The 15,399-nt window shown below is 44.3% G+C and carries 17 protein-coding genes; 14 read left to right on the plus strand and 3 right to left on the minus strand.

Translation table 11 applies throughout. The features are described from left to right. Positions 1-52: 52 nt before the first annotated feature. The 3 genes from RFF05_RS14045 to RFF05_RS14055 all read left to right on the plus strand — a co-directional run bounded on the left by RFF05_RS14045 (position 53) and on the right by RFF05_RS14055 (position 2,336). A complete protein-coding gene (locus tag RFF05_RS14045) occupies positions 53-481 on the plus strand; it encodes a hypothetical protein (RefSeq protein ID WP_409967679.1) in 429 nt (142 codons plus the stop codon). A gap of 106 nt (positions 482-587) precedes the next feature. Continuing rightward, positions 588-980: a phage holin family protein gene (locus tag RFF05_RS14050; RefSeq protein ID WP_409967680.1), complete on the plus strand. Its 393-nt coding sequence runs from the start codon at positions 588-590 to the stop codon at positions 978-980. A 120-nt stretch (positions 981-1,100) separates the two neighbouring features. Then, positions 1,101-2,336, plus strand: coding sequence for an S-layer homology domain-containing protein (locus RFF05_RS14055; RefSeq protein WP_409967681.1), 1,236 nt, complete (start codon positions 1,101-1,103; stop codon positions 2,334-2,336). Here RFF05_RS14055 and RFF05_RS14060 read toward each other — a convergent pair. Then, positions 2,333-2,671 carry a helix-turn-helix domain-containing protein gene (locus RFF05_RS14060; RefSeq protein WP_409967682.1) on the minus strand — a complete coding sequence of 113 codons (339 nt, stop codon included), beginning with the start codon at positions 2,669-2,671 and terminating at the stop codon, positions 2,333-2,335. The two genes, RFF05_RS14055 and RFF05_RS14060, sit on opposite strands and share 4 nt — an antisense overlap. Positions 2,672-3,026: 355 nt before the next feature. Here RFF05_RS14060 and RFF05_RS14065 point away from each other — a divergent pair, with 355 nt between their 5' ends. From RFF05_RS14065 to RFF05_RS14115, 11 genes are read left to right on the plus strand one after another with little or no spacing between them, the layout of a single operon-like run. Then, positions 3,027-3,764 carry a hypothetical protein gene (locus RFF05_RS14065; protein ID WP_409967683.1) on the plus strand — a complete coding sequence of 246 codons (738 nt, stop codon included), beginning with the start codon at positions 3,027-3,029 and terminating at the stop codon, positions 3,762-3,764. Continuing rightward, a complete protein-coding gene (locus tag RFF05_RS14070) occupies positions 3,761-6,109 on the plus strand; it encodes a helicase-related protein (protein WP_409967684.1) in 2,349 nt (782 codons plus the stop codon). The genes RFF05_RS14065 and RFF05_RS14070 overlap by 4 nt, the downstream gene beginning before the upstream one ends. A gap of 14 nt (positions 6,110-6,123) precedes the next feature. Then, complete coding sequence (locus RFF05_RS14075; RefSeq protein ID WP_409967685.1) at positions 6,124-6,300, plus strand: DpnD/PcfM family protein; 177 nt, start codon at positions 6,124-6,126, stop codon at positions 6,298-6,300. Then, the gene (locus RFF05_RS14080; protein WP_409967686.1) at positions 6,297-7,406 is read left to right on the plus strand and encodes a hypothetical protein; all 1,110 of its coding nucleotides are present in this window, start codon (positions 6,297-6,299) and stop codon (positions 7,404-7,406) included. The genes RFF05_RS14075 and RFF05_RS14080 overlap by 4 nt, the downstream gene beginning before the upstream one ends. An 8-nt stretch (positions 7,407-7,414) precedes the next feature. Continuing rightward, on the plus strand, positions 7,415-7,807 hold the full coding sequence (locus tag RFF05_RS14085) for a zinc-finger-containing protein (protein ID WP_409967687.1): 393 nt from the start codon (positions 7,415-7,417) through the stop codon (positions 7,805-7,807). A 4-nt stretch (positions 7,808-7,811) separates the two neighbouring features. Beyond that, positions 7,812-8,336 (plus strand): hypothetical protein, encoded by a 525-nt coding sequence (locus tag RFF05_RS14090; protein ID WP_409967688.1) that lies wholly within the window; start codon positions 7,812-7,814, stop codon positions 8,334-8,336. Then, entirely contained in the window at positions 8,333-8,626 is a 294-nt protein-coding gene (locus tag RFF05_RS14095) for a hypothetical protein (protein WP_409967689.1), read from the plus strand. Before RFF05_RS14090 ends, RFF05_RS14095 begins: the two co-directional genes overlap by 4 nt. Then, positions 8,623-10,014: an AAA family ATPase gene (locus tag RFF05_RS14100; RefSeq protein ID WP_409967690.1), complete on the plus strand. Its 1,392-nt coding sequence runs from the start codon at positions 8,623-8,625 to the stop codon at positions 10,012-10,014. The genes RFF05_RS14095 and RFF05_RS14100 overlap by 4 nt, the downstream gene beginning before the upstream one ends. A gap of 26 nt (positions 10,015-10,040) precedes the next feature. Further along, a complete protein-coding gene (locus RFF05_RS14105; RefSeq protein ID WP_409967691.1) occupies positions 10,041-10,556 on the plus strand; it encodes a single-stranded DNA-binding protein in 516 nt (171 codons plus the stop codon). Positions 10,557-10,612: 56 nt separating this feature from the next. Next, positions 10,613-12,181, plus strand: a complete 1,569-nt coding sequence (locus RFF05_RS14110; protein ID WP_409967692.1) for a vWA domain-containing protein — start codon at positions 10,613-10,615, stop codon at positions 12,179-12,181. Between the two features lie 30 nt (positions 12,182-12,211). Continuing rightward, positions 12,212-13,276, plus strand: a complete 1,065-nt coding sequence (locus tag RFF05_RS14115; RefSeq protein ID WP_409967693.1) for a DNA/RNA non-specific endonuclease — start codon at positions 12,212-12,214, stop codon at positions 13,274-13,276. Positions 13,277-13,565: 289 nt separating this feature from the next. Here the strand turns inward: RFF05_RS14115 and RFF05_RS14120 are convergent, their stop codons facing one another. Continuing rightward, positions 13,566-14,744: a hypothetical protein gene (locus RFF05_RS14120; RefSeq protein WP_409967694.1), complete on the minus strand. Its 1,179-nt coding sequence runs from the start codon at positions 14,742-14,744 to the stop codon at positions 13,566-13,568. Further along, positions 14,729-15,352, minus strand: a complete 624-nt coding sequence (locus RFF05_RS14125) for an ATP-binding cassette domain-containing protein (RefSeq protein WP_409967695.1) — start codon at positions 15,350-15,352, stop codon at positions 14,729-14,731. The genes RFF05_RS14120 and RFF05_RS14125 overlap by 16 nt, the downstream gene beginning before the upstream one ends. Positions 15,353-15,399: the final 47 nt, after the last annotated feature.

The following is a 15,399-nucleotide window of genomic DNA, read 5'->3' on the forward strand; positions in this document are numbered from 1 at the left end:
GTAGATATAGTAGGAAGATTTTCTTCCTACTATATTTTTTGGAGGACAAAACATGAAAATCAAAACCCGGATGACAAAACTGATATCTCTTTGTATGATGTTAGCACTAACTTTAGCGTCAACAGCACATGCTACAAATGCGTACCCAACTCAAATGCAAAAAGAAGTCCATATAATTCAACCTCGTTATGAATATATTGAATTCTTTAGAAGTTCATTGCAAATTAGCAATAGTGGTGTAGCAGAATGCGCAGTGACTGTGCGTATGAATACATCTGAAAACTATACAATGAAAATTATTTTACAACGTCAAGTTAACGGTAGCTGGTATGACTATGCAACTTGGGATTATAACGGTTCAACGGGGACATCTATCAAGCAGAGTAAGACTGTTGTATCTGGGTATAATTATCGAGTGCAAGCGACAATTGAGTTCGCAGATGAAACAGAAATTGCCACATCCTCTGTTGTTTACTATTAAGATCAATCTGTTCCCCTTGAATTGATTTACATTTCTCGGACTAACACGCTCTTTTATAATAGGAATCTGAAGTTTAGGTATCTATTATAAAAGGAGTGTTATCCGTATGATTTTAGAAAATCTCAAAGAAGGTGTTTTATACTTTGAAAGCTTGGGGCTACTTTATGCGCTGATTTTGTTGGTGCTTTTAGACTACATCACTGGCGTGTGTTTGGCCGCCAAAAATAAAGCGATGTCTAGTCAAATTGGTGGTGCTGGCATCATCCGAAAGGTGATGATATTTGTGCTAGTTGCCTTGAGTCGGGTGATTGATGTATATTTTTTGCCCGTGGATGGGTCGCTAGAATTGGTGACTATCTTTTTTTACTGTGTCAATGAATCCATCAGCATTGTAGAAAATGCCGCCAAGTTAGGGGTACCACTACCAGCCAAATTAGTGCTATTTTTGAAAAATGTGGATGTAGAGCATTATGAGGATGATACTGAGCAGGAATCGTGAAATGCAAAAAACAACAAGTCCAGTTCAAATGATTTGAGCTGGACTTGTTGCATTTCTAGGCAGATAGGTGTTTAATAACTGTGGGGATGTAGCAAACAACACAAGAAAGGAATCAATTGTATGAAAAAACTATTTCTAAGCATAGCAATGGCACTGACCTTGACAACCGCTATTTCTGCAAACTTCCAATACGAACAAGAAAATATTTCGTTGGACTTATCTAGTCTCACCCAAGAGCAGGTGACAGTGAAAGTAGCGGGAACCAGCACCCATTTTTACCACACAGCTTCGCAAGAAGCAGGTTATGATGGTTGGTTGGCAACGATAGAAGCCATCAGCCCTGTCAGTGATTTGTTTAGCGTCTACAACCATGTGTCTTATCAAGTTTTGGGTATCTGCGAGGATACTGTGTATCTGTACCACCAAGCAGACGGAGGAATTCCCACCTCCCAAATGTTGCTGGGTGATTATACGCAGGTGAAAAAGTATTTTACCTATGAGGCTTTGCTAGAGACGATGAACCAGATGGAGGCCTTGCCTATTTTGGATAGCGATGCCCCCTATATGAAGTCTGAGGTGGCGCTAGACCAAGTGTTGACCCACCATATGCTCTCGCAATGGCTGGGGGAACTGTTTCCTACAGTTACTAACGTAGTAGACTATGGTATTTTACCAGACGATGGTACCCATACTATCACAAGAGGGGAATTTGCTGCCATACTCCATCGACTCCACTTCGTTCCCCCTGTAGGACTTTATGGCGATGATGACGGGTTTTCGGATGTGTCTGTCCATGACAGTTATATCCATAGTGCTTATGTTTTGGGGTGGATGCAAGGCTATGAGGATGGTTGCTTCCGCCCAGAACAGCCAATTACCATCGGCGCTGCAATCACTGCATTGAATCGTTCGTTGTGTCGTGACCAATCGGCTTATCCAGATTTATTCTCTGCCAATCTGTTGGAAGCCATGGGGCAATTGAACCATCATGGACAAGAGGGATTTGTCACAGACACAGGCAAGTTAGCCCAATCGTTGGGCATTGTAGTAGACAGTATCTTCTATTTCAATGATTTAGAGGGTATTTTAGTAGGGCGCACCGATGAGACACCTTGCATAATTCTACAAACCGACGACGGTGGTGCCACTTGGTCGGAGTATCCCGCCAAAGAAAGTGTCTTCCCCCACAAACAATTCGGTTCTGAAGAAACCATGAATGCCGCCTTGCGCACAGTTGTTCTCCGCCCTACAGGGATTGGTGGCGTCTACCTGCAAGTTTACTATCAGCCCTATGACAGCGTGTATTCTATCAATTTTGTGGCCATGAAGCAGAGTGTGCTTAAGGAAATTTCTTAAGGCGTGCAGGATTGGAACCGACGCTCACATACTTGTATGATTTCTTCGATTCCTTGCAAATAAGCTTGTTCTTTATCGCTCAAAAGATGTGTGATGGTATCAATCTGTGCAGATGAGGACTCAGGGTAAATGAGGGCATTGCAACTGACATCCAGTGCCTCTGCTAAGTGATATAGTGTAACCATGGTCATTGATTTCTTCCCACACTCAAGGCGAGAAATATAGGCTGGTGATAGGTTCACTTGCTCGGCAAGTTCAGCCTGTGTCATTTTTGCTTTTTCACGATACCGTGCAACGTTTATGCCAATTTGAGTAGCCAATGTTTCTTTATCCATTGTGAATCCTCCTTATATCTATCAGTTACTATTATATTGTCTGATAGATATAGCATAAATGTACTGTTGGGTCTATTTTATATGTCTGTTGGTTAAGTTTATTGGATAGGTGCAATACTTGCATCTATCCAATAAACCATATCCATGCTATACTACCCTTGTATTAGGGAGGAGCAGAGAGGATAGAGCAGAGAGGGCGGAAATTGGCGATTGGGGGGCTGATGGCACCTTTTTATACCTGTCCGCAAGTTTGACCCAAAATACAAAATGACACTGAAAGACCGTAATGACCCTTTGGGGACGTTGCGGTCTTTTTTTGCGTCAAATTTGAAATTGAAAGGAGCAATTTTTATGTATGACAAACAGTAACCTAATTCCAATTTGCTACATCGACGGAGAAAAAGGCATCCATCTCAGTGCGTTTGCAGATATCTTGGTAATGGAGGAAATCCAGCGGAAAACCTATCTTCGTGCCATTCGCTTTGGTGGCTATCCAGAAATGGTGCAGGCCATGAGCGATGCCATCTATGGTGGTGGTAGCATCGAAGTAGAATTGCCGCAGGGTGATGTCTCAACGCTTGCCGATGCCAAACGATTTCAACGGCAAATCTCCCACGATGGGCAGTATGCCATTGCCACCCTATTGGCTACAGATGTAGAGAGTAGCGCCAAAAGCAAAGACAAAGCATCGAAATCAGATGATTCAAACCCAACGGAGGATGAAGCCAACAGTGACGATGTGCCAGACGCAAAAGATGCGCAGGTGACACCACCACGCAATTCCTGTATCTTTTGTCCCAAAGGTGACCGTGACCATCTTTTTCACGAGATTGATCGTATTTGTGCCGTCCCTTTTATCCCAGAATTTCAAGACTATCTTTTAGATGAGTTGGAAAAGCGGGCGTTTTTAAAGCCCTTGATTGTCCATTCTTCTATGGAACACTTGGATGCATGGTCTTTGACCTGTCACAGCGGAGATAGTAACATCATCGCTGTTATTGAAGATGGATTAAAAGGCGGACACATTGCCATTCCTGGTATCGTGACTAACCCCCAGGCTTTGAGGATGTATCTAGTGTCACCAGCTACTTGAACACCTTCGGTGTGACGGTGGCAGAGCGGATACGCAACCAATTTACCCCGCTGTTTGATCCTGCCAATGAGCCGCTGTCCAATGAAATTCTCGCCATTAACGACCATATCCAAAGTCAGGTGGGATACAGTCTATACGGCCCTCAAATGGCAGTGGCAGAGTCGCTGAAAAGACAGCTAGAACAGGGCAAAATGGGCTTTGTTGTAGCGGAGTGCGGTACGGGAAAAACCAAGATTGGAGCCACTGCATTAGGCGCTTTTCAGCATAATTTTGGTAAATCCAAAACTTTTAACGTGGTTCTTTGCCCTTCTCATGTGGCGAAAAAATGGGTGCGTGAACTCAGCGAAACATTGCCCAATACCATAGGATTTGTGGTACATAGTATCACGGAACTGGACAAAATCTACGACCATTACACCCAAGGGGATCGCAGTGTATATGCAGTGTTATCGAAAGAAAAAGCACGGGATGGCTATATGAAAGGGCCTGCTGTGACATGGGATGCCCTGTACCACACGTTCCGTTGCCCCGACTGTGGCAAAGCCTTGGAAATGCCCATCACAGACGATGGTAGCACGTATATGGTGACAGCAAACCAATTCTTCTTTATGAAAGAACGAAGTAACAATCGCAAATGCCCCCAATGCAACACTCCTTTGTGGAGCGCAGTCAATCCAGACAATAGCAAGAGTCCATGGGTGAAAATCGGTGGCTATGGCTGGATATTTCATCCCAAAGCTGCAGAGCACTTGCCATTTGTCAAAACAGAAACCTTGCGAGAACGTATTCGTGCCTTTATGGAACAACCTCGAAACCTGTTCAAAATCAGAGGCGCCTGTCGCCGTTTCCCTTTGAGTACCTATATCAAACGTCAATACAAAGGAAAAATTGATGGCTTAATCGTGGATGAAGTCCATCAATTTAACAATGACAGTGGACAAGGTGATGCCATGGGGGAGCTGTTTCAAACAGCAAATAAGGTGATTTGCATGACAGCCACCCTTATCAATGGGTACAGCGCAGGGATTTTCCATCTGCTGTATCGCACCATGCCACGGATGATGGAGTTAGACGGACAAAAGCACCATAAACCACAGGTTTTCAACCAAGAATATGGTGTATTGGAAACTGTCTATGAGTTAAAAGAACAGTCCTATGCCTCCAATCGACGGAGCCAAAAGGTCAAAAAACAGAGTCGCTTATTACCTGGGGTATCCCCCTTGGTATTCACACGCTTTTTATTAGAACACGCTGCCTTCTTAACCCTCAATGATATGGGGAAGGATTTGCCCAGCTATGAAGAAATCCCCATCGCCCTCCCTATGGAGCAGGCAGTGGAGACGGAATACAAAGCCATTGAACTGGCATTGCGTGAACTGCTCAAAAGTGATAAGCGAGCCGCCAAGAAAATTTTATCCACCTATTTGAATTTGCTCACCATCTATCCGGACCAGCCTTATGGACAAAACCCTATCGTCCATCCTATCTCTGGTGAAGTGTTTATTACACCAAAGGATACAGGAGATTTCCAAACATTAGGCGCCAAGGAGCAGAAGGTATTACAGCTCACCCAAGAGAAATTATCTCGTGGTGAAAAGGTTTTAATCTACACCTCTTGGACACGGACGGATTCACGGCTAAAACTCCAAAAGCTATTGGAAGCCCATCAAATCCCAGCTGAGATTATGACCGATGCCATTTCACCTGACAAACGGGAAGAATGGGTGGAAAAACAACTCTCCAAAGGGATGCAGGTGTTAATTACCAATCCATCCTTGGTGGAAACAGGCCTGGATCTAAATGCGTTTACTACCCTTATCTTTTATAGCATGGGGTACAATCTGTTCACCTTGCGACAAGCATCACGCCGTAGCTGGCGCATCAACCAGACAGCCCCCCAAGTGGAAGTATATCTGTTGTACTATGAAAACACCATGCAGGCCAAGGCTATGAAGCTGATGGCTTCAAAGTTGGCTGTGGCAGGTATCATCGAAGGGAACTTCTCCGAAGAAGGATTAGCGGCTATGAGCGATGTGCAGGACATGACGTCCATTATGGCGAAAGAACTGATGCAAGGCATCCGTGACAACGTAGAAGACATTGCCGCCAGATTTAAACGAATGGCGATTATCAACCCCTATCGAATCCAAAGTAAAGCACCAGAGCTAGCGGCATCTGCACCTGTGGTTATAACTTCTGTTGAGCCTCAACACAAGTTGGAAACTGTGGTGGCGGAGCCTGTTGTTGCGCTGGTGGCATCACAAGAAATTATACAAACACGTCAAAAATCAAAGAAGCCAGCCATCTTAGAAAATCAGCTGAGCCTCTTTGATTTTGTTGCGTAGAAAGGACAAATTCAATGAAAAAATATATTGTAACCATCGAAGAAATTCTGTCTAAGGATATAGAGATTTATGCCAACAGCAGAGAAGAAGCGGAGGATATTGTTACAGAGGGCTACGACAACGGCGACTATGTGCTTAGTGCTGACCATCACGAAGATACAACCTTTACCACACGGGAGGCTATCTTATGAGAGTGATTGCAAAGCGAGAACACTTGCTTACCCTATTCAAGCAAGCTGCCAAACTGTCTAGCGTCGGTTCGCCCATCGACGCTCTGCAAGGGGTATTGTTAGAGTCGGACCAAACCAATCAGACGTTCCAACTATCCAGCACCAATCTAGAAACCTCTATGCGATTGACCATGCAAGCCCATGTAGAAACCTCTGGAGGCTGCATATTAAACAGTCGGCTGGGTGTGCAGATGCTTTCCCTCTTAGCTGGGGAGGAAGTCACCTTGATGCTGGAGAAAAACATCTTGCAACTCAACGCCCAGCAGGGACAATACCGCATCGCAACCTTACCTGCCAGCACCTATCCAGCCATGGAATTGCCCTTGCCTGCGGACTATGTTACCATTTCTCGTCTGCCTTCTATGATTCGAGCGACAGGGTTTGCCACCACCAAAGATGGCAATACCAGCGGTTTGAATTTGGTGTTTTCGGAAAAAGGCATCAAAACCGTCAGTGCAGATGGGTTTAGAATTATGTCTGCCCTTGGGAAAAGCGAAAAAGGCACTTCCATTCAGATGCTGGTGCCAGCGAAAAGTATGGCGCTACTCTCTACGCTGGTCACAGATGATGACCAGTTGCAGGTTGGCATCACTGGGAAGAGTATTTCCTTTGTGAAAAATAACTTTATTTTCACTGCCAGAATTATGTCAGGGGATTTTATTGACACCGATGGCATTATGAATAGTTGTGAGCCCTTGTTCACCGTACTATCTGACGGAGAATATCTCCACAAATCCATTGACCATGTGACCTCTTTTGCAGATGAACATGCCACCTTGTCGCTGACCTTTGAAGGAGCCCAAATTGCATTGTTGTGTGAAAGTGAATTAGGATCAGGTAAAAACAAAGCCGATGTAATTCCGCTGAAGGGAATACCCACTGGCACCTATTACTATAATGTACGCCATTTAATGCAGTGCCTGCGTGCTTTTAACGGCAATCTTTATGTCTCTGTTGCGCAAGGGGGATTGCTCCTGCTTTCAGATGAAACCACATCAGGGATGCTGACACCCAGACGTGCAACCAAAAAAACCAAACAAAAGAAAGAACTGCCACAGGCAGCATAGGTAAAGCAATGAAAATACCTACCATTTGTCGATATTGTGGTGGCACCATTACCTTGGCCAATCCACGGGAAGTTTTCGGAGACGGCGTTACCCATTTGGGGCTAGAGGGCGAATATATTTACTTGTGTCGCACCTGTAATGCCAGAGTGGGCTGTCATCGAGGCAGTACCCGTCCATTGGGGAAAGTAGCCAATGAGGTGCTACGACTGAAACGACGAGAAACCCACCAAATCTTTGATGCCTTTTGGCAGTCCCATTGTATGAGCCGAACAGAAGCCTATCATTGGCTAGGCCAGCAAATGGGGTTATCCGATAAAAAGGCACACATCGGCAGTTTTGAAATGGATCAATGCCAGCAGGTTATTGATTTGTGCCGACAAAACCATCGAAAGGCAGCGTAAGACAATGAAGAAATCCAAACTATTAACCGCTTCTTGTCACTCTTGTACGTATCGCCACCATCATTTGGGCATAGAAAAACACCTCCAAGGTGGTAGATTGCACAGCGGTGAAACCTACTGCCTGTATGTAGGAAAGAAACCAAAGCGGTTCAAAAAAACAGAGCTGAAAAAAGCACCGCCTACTTGGTGCCCCATGCGGAAAAACAAAGTTGTACTGACGGTGTATGACTTTGTAAACGAAAATGAGCGGCAGATGTTCACCTTTTTGTACGATTACTGCGGTGGGACGTGTATCAGTACCGTCCGCCACCAAGTGGTTGGCACGTATGAAGTGAACTTCGACGCCCAAGGATTTTGGGACAGCGAAGATAAGGATGCTCTGTTAGGTGATATCCACGTTGCCGATTTTGGCATCATTCTTTTGGACGATGGCTTGAAGCTACAGTGTTTTTTCAAAGAGCGAGATGTTTATATCTATCAGCCTTATATGGTAGATGTAAGCAAACAAAAAGGAGAAGCAGGCGCATGAAATATTCTAACACACAAATTCGGATGCCAGAAAATCAATTGGTGACAGGCACCATCATCACCCATCAATCTAAGATGTATCAACTGGGTTCGCCTATTCCTTGTACGCTGGAAAATTGCAACAAGAGTATTGCAATGGTGGGTGATGGATACACCGCTCAATTTGAGCTGATTCAAGATGGCCTTGTTGTTGGCGAAGGATGGTTTTATTGCTATCACAGCAGAGAAAATAAATTCTGGGCTGTGCTAGATGAAATCCAATTGTTGCAAAATGAAAGGAAAGCAGTATGATATTACAATCTAAAATGCAGGCCGTTATGCAGGACGTTGCCTTGCACATTACCGAGCGTGAAGAACTCATTGAACTGATTGCCATTGCCCTGTTGACTCGGAAAAATCTCTTTGTCTTAGGGGAGCCAGGGCAGGCCAAATCCTACGCCATCAACCTGTTCCGTAGCCGCATCCATGGTGCCAATCAGTTTGAACGGCTCTTGTCCAAGCAAAGCGATGAAGAACAGCTTTTCGGGCGAATTGACCTCAATAGCTTAATCCCTGGCAGTGTGGCACAACAGGTTTTAGACCAAGATAGCACCTATCAAACTTTGATTGGTGAATTGTCACAGTTACAGGCTCAAATTGCCAGCAATCCCACCGATGCAACAGCGGTAAAAGATGCCCAACTGCTGACTGAAAAGCTAGAGCAATACCGCAAAATGTTGTCCATTCTCCATCGAGGGGAACCACAATTGATTACCACAGGCAAAATTCCAGAAGCCCATATTGTTTTCTTAGACGAGGCGTTCAAGTGCAACGATGGGGTATTGAACTCGCTGTTGACAGCGCTCAACGAACGTAAGTATACCAACGAAGGACGCACCTATCCTATTCCCACAATCTCCTTCTTTGCCGCTTCCAACGAAATTCCCAACTTCAATGACCCCAGTGAGAAGATTTTGGAAGCCCTGTATGACCGTTTGGAATTGAAGCTGGTGACGGAGAACATCGAAGCCCGTGACCATCGGATTTCTGCCATGGTGCAAAAGCAACAAGGGGGACAGGCGCCTATCGGTAGCAGTATCACTTTGGATGAATTAGGCGCCATGCAACAGGAGGTTTTCCAAGTGTCCGTACCCTTAACCATCCACCAGCTGATGGATGATATTTGCTGTGCCTTACGACAAGGCGGCATCAAGGTATCTGACCGAAAACTATTGAACTATGCCCCTGTTGTTCAAGCCAAAGCATGGCTTTGTGGTAGAAGTGGTGTTATCAGCACAGATTTGTTGGCGCTAGAAGGATATCTGTGGCAAAAGCCTACCGACAGACAGTTGGTGCGTGCCACGTTGGAACGACTCTGCATCAATCCTCTGCAAGATAAGGCCAACAACATCCACGCCATGGCATCGGAGGTTTTGGAGCAGTTTGAGCAATCCGTCGCTGAGCCTACAGACAATGACACGGAAAATCGCAAGCAACAAGGCAAAGCATTGCACAAATTCCGCAGTGAAATGGTACGACTGTATCGTGCTCAAATGGAGCTGGCTGGTACCGCCCAAAGTGACAATGAAACTACCCTTGTGGGCGACCTCTTAGCCGATTTAGAACGCATCAATCAGAAGGCACACACCGCCACTGGCTTTACACCCATCCCCTTAGAACAGCTGGAAATGACCGCTTAATAGAAAAATTATTGGAGGATTTATTTATGTTGAACAAAATTACCGTTATGGGCCGACTGACCCGTGACCCCGAAACCCGCACCGCTGGCGAAGCCACTGTGTGCAACTTCACCGTAGCCTGCGAACGTGATTTCAAAGACAAGACCTCTGGCAAAAAAGAAGTTGATTATATCGACGTGGTGGCTTGGCGTGGTACTGGCGAATTCGTTCAAAACTACTTTACCAAGGGCCGCATGATTGCCGTTGACGGTCGGTTGCAAATCCGTGATTGGACCGATAAAGACGGCAACAAGCGTCGTAGTGCCGAAATTGTGGCAGACAACGCCTACTTTGCTGACTCTAAGCCCCAAGAAACCACTGCCGATGACGGCTATGTGCCTGAATATAAGCCTGGCAACAACTTCCCAGCCCAACAACAGACCTATCCCCAACAGGGATACCAACAGCAAGGATACCAACAGGGCTACCCTAATCAAGGGTATCAAGGCTATCCACCCCAACAGCAAGGGTATCCCCAGCAACAAGGCTACTACAACGGATAAATGACAACAGGGGGAGGCAAAACGCCTCCCCCTGCACATAGAAAGGAAAATTTACTATGAAAAAATTCCGCACCATTGACCAAGTGCTAGCCTCCCCATGGGGACAGCTGCAAGAGGTCTCCCAGCAAGGCACCGACCGGATTTATCGCTCCACCCGATTGGAGGATGCCATTTACACCGACCTACGTCAAGAGGACACGACTTTGGATGCGGTGGAGCTAGAGGCCAGCAATAAACTGACCAGCTTTCCATCCTTGTCCCGTGACCTGTACCAGAGCTTTTATGCTCTCAATCCCAAGAAAAATGATGAGGACATCTTATCGACACAGGCAAAAAAGTGCAATCGGCAAATCCTAGAGCAAGTGTTGCAGGATGAAGCCTATCCCACTTTGAAGAACATCTGTGAGGGACGGGAACTGCCTGCCTTTGAAGCATCCAGTGAATTTGTCAGCCAAGTAGCAGATGGTTTGGATGATTTGCTAGAAGACATCGGTGGCAAACAAGGCACCTTGCAAACATTAGAAAAGCTACAGGAAAAACAGGCAGATGCCCTAAAAGCCTTAAACGATGCCCTCGCACAGATGGACACCAATCCCACAGAAGCCAACCAACAAGCAGTGGTGAAAGCCGCCAACACAGCCGCATCCAAATCTCAGCAGGTGGAAACGGTGTCTCGCATGGTGGATGATGCCACCATCCAAAACAAGGAGACCATCTCCGCCACCATCACCCAGGCGGTCAGCTCTGCGTTGGAGCGTGGACAAGAAGCGTCCGATATCATCGGCGCATGGAGCAGCGAACCTAGCAATATGGAACGCACCCCTGCCAATTTGGAATTGATTCGCAAAGTGCGTCAAAACAAGGCACTTTTGGACATTTCCAAATACCTAGGGCGTTTTCGTGAGATTTTCGCCAAAGAGAAGAAAAATGGCTATGCTTACGGTCGTGGCGAAACCTATTCCCTGACACTGGGACGTGATATATCCAAGGCGCTGACCTCAGAACTAGCCATGCTGTCCACGCCTGAAACCCTGCCACTATTCCTACGGAACTATCAGCAGGGCAACATCAAACAGTACCAGCGACGCCAGCCCATCAAAAAAGGTATGGGCGACATCATCTGCTGTTTGGATGAATCAGGCTCCACGCAAGGAGATTTAGCGGCATGGGGCAAGGCCGTGGCATTGACCTTGCTAGAAACAGCAACACAGGATAATCGGAAATTTGCCCTAATTCACTTTTCTGGCTGTGGGGACTACAAAATCCACACCTTCCTGCCAGGACAATATGACCTAGCACAAAAACTAGAAGCCGCCGAAACATTTTTAGATGGAGGGACTGACTATGAAACACCGTTGAACCAAGCCATGGAGTTAATCACCCAAGGGGACTTTGAAAACGCCGACATCGTGTTCATCACCGATGGTATGTGCCGAGTTTCTGACAGCTTCAAAGCACAGCTGCAGGCCACCAAACAAGCCCATAATTTCTCCATCACAGGCATCTTGTTAGACCATGTGGGAGGCGCATTCCCCTTCACCCTGGCAGAATTTGCAGACCGAGTGTACCGCACCAGTGAATTACAGGGCGAGGGAATTGTGAAGAAGTTGGTTGTGGGTACATAATATTACCATATATTTAAGGAGTGACAAACTATGAAATTGATTGATAGCAAAATAAAATTTATAACGCTCATTATATCCCTTAGCTTTTTGTTGACAGCTTGTAGCGAAGATGTTATTTCTAGCGTACAAAGCCAGTTACAGACAGCTATGACCAATGCCGTCGAAGAAACGATGGACGAATGCCCTTATAGCAACTTCATTGACCTTGAGGCGGAATCAGCGTTCTCTACCATTGACAACACCATAGTTGTTGCGTCCTTTGACTTGGATAATATCCCCATCTACACCGACAACCCTTATGTAATCATCAATGACAACGTACCATTTTTTGATGACATGGAGCTGACCACGTCCTCTTTTGAGCAGTACGCTCCATTGGATAGCTTGGAACGGTGTGGCATAGCAGTTGCCAATGTGGGTATTGACCTTATGCCTACAGATGACAGAGAGAGCATTTCTGTCATCTATCCCACAGGCTGGGTGCAGGCACAGTACGACATCGTGTCGGGCGGTTACCTGTACAATCGGAGCCATATCATCGGCTTCCAGCTGACAGGGGAAAACGCTAATAAGGAAAATCTCATCACTGGCACCAGACAAATGAACGTGGATGTCATGCTACCCTTTGAAAACCTGGTGGCAGAGTATGTGAAAGAAACGGAAAACCATGTCTATTTCCGTGTGACCCCCATTTTTGAAGGGGATAACTTGCTGGCCACAGGGGTGCTGATGGAAGGGCAATCCGTGGAGGACGACGGCGAGGGTATGCTATTCAATGTGTTCTGCTACAACGCCCAAGCAGGTGTCACCATTGACTATGCCACCGGCGAAAGCTGGTTGACTCAAGAGGGTGAAACAACAGGTACGGTGACCATCGACGCCACAGCTTATGAAGATGACATCACCATCGTTACCCTAGGAGAAGACACGGACAAAACCCCACTGGAGAGCATCATCGATATTGACACCAATGGCAACGGCATCGTCACCATCGCGGAAGCAGAAGCGGCAGGCTATCAAATGCCCATCACCTCCACCCACTGGCTCTACGCTTATATGCGAGATGCTGACGGCGACGGAGTGATTGGAGAATGAACCAAAAGAGACCCTATGGATGATGGCATCCATAGGGTCTCTTTTGGTCAGTGTGTGAAGCATAGTTCAATGATTGAATAATCGGCGTAAGAATTTCTCACCAATGTGGCTGATGCTTGCTTTTAGTCATCTATATCGTTAGCGATAGCAGCTATAGTTGTTGCCTGCTTTTTACGGAATAAATTTACCCTTGCTGACAAGTTCAACAAGGGCAAATAAAATGCTCACTATCGGATTGATAGGACAAATCATAAATACTACTATAATTATGAGCCGTTTCATCACCTGTTTATAGGACAATGCTATAAACTGCTGTAAACAGCACCATTAATACTGCGCAAAGGGAAATGCTGCCATAAGAAACTTCCTTTCGTCTGTTAATCGTTTTAGTAATCGCATATGTAAACACTGGTGAAAGAATAACAATGAATATAACAACGATAGCATTCTTTACAAAATAACTGGAGTTTGCAATTGCAATTAATGAAGCAACTAGCGATATGCATGTAGGAACAATGGCATGAGCACAAAATATAAAACGCTTACTTTTTTGTATTTGTAATATGTCATATGTTTTGGCAAGCTTTTCTTCAACTGTATTTTGATACAATAGCTTTCTAGCACCATAAGTTGTAAGCAAAAATAGCAAAAAGAAGAATAGGTTTATATTATTACTTATAGAAATTAAAGTAACAAACATTAATATCTCTAAGATGTGTAATAATCTGATACAGGTAAGATCTTTAACAATAATTGCAGTTGTAAAGTGCAAATTTTGACCTTTAAATAAACAAATCCATTGTCGGGATATAATTTTTTTAGGCGGTTGAGGAGACGTAAGTGTAATACTACAAGCTGTATATATCACGGGTAAGGCAATCAGCGAAAATGCAACGATAATTGCTGGATGATATAAACTTGATATAATTGCTAGGATGCCAATAATAACCATGATTAACCCTAATATTAGAGTAAATAAGTTAGGCGAAGTTTTGCGTGAGCTCACCAACAAATAGAAACTTACCCATGCACAAATAATACATGAAATAAGCGCTACAAGTATATTCAAAGGGGAGGTCATTACAATAAAATGACTAAAACTAGGAACACTGATTAATGCGATATCACTGATTATCATACCTAGAATTGTTACTGTGTATGATATCAATATGGGAATCACAGTTTTGTAGAAAATTAGAAAACCATTTTTGAAAGGTGAAATTAAAATATTATCTAGTGTAGACATGGATATTTCTTCAACCAAAGAGGCTTTGATAAATTCCCCAACAATACATGCTGAAATTACGATATAAAGAGGGGCTAATACTGTCATTGGAAGCAAAGGATTGTTGGCGAGATAATTACTAACAAATGGTAAAAATAGGCATATTAATAATAATATCCATAATTTGCGATACTGCTTAACCTCAGACCATTCTTTTTTAATAAACGCTAAGAAAACGAGCATGGCTTCACCTCTTTGTCCTGAATAGTAATTGCTTTGAAATTTTCATTTGCCAACCAGTCCTCATCGTGCGTTATACAAATCACCATAGAATCTAAAGGTTGGCCTTCCAATAAAAGATCCATCAACTTTTGTTTAGAAGCAAAATCTAGTCCCATTGTCGGTTCATCTAATATTAGAATATTCGCATTTACTACCAGTGAACAGATAATGGCAACTTTTTTCTTCGTTCCAGTTGATAATTTTGACACAATATCATTTTGATAGTCTAGTATATCGAACAGTTTGAGTAGATTGCCCACCTCGTCTTTGGACTGTACAAATGGGATGTTGTATATACCCAACCTGAACTGAATGTTTTGTAGAACAGTTAAATACTCGTAAATTCCATTGCTATCGGGCAAGTAGCTAATTGTGACATTAGCTGGATAGTCTATACTACCACTATTAGGGGCTAATAATCCAAGTAACAGCTTAATTAAAGTAGTTTTACCAATGCCATTAACACCCCTTAGCGCATAACGCATTCCGGCTTCAAACGTGAAGTTAGAGTGTTCTAATATTACTTTATTCTTGTCATAAAAAAAACTAAGATTATTTAGTTGAATCATTTTGCATTCTCCTTACTATATTTTATTGGATGTATCTGTTTAAGTAA

It is taken from the genome of Bengtsoniella intestinalis, assembly GCF_039719005.1.
Taxonomy (GTDB): domain Bacteria; phylum Bacillota; class Clostridia; order Oscillospirales; family Oscillospiraceae; genus Oscillibacter; species Oscillibacter intestinalis.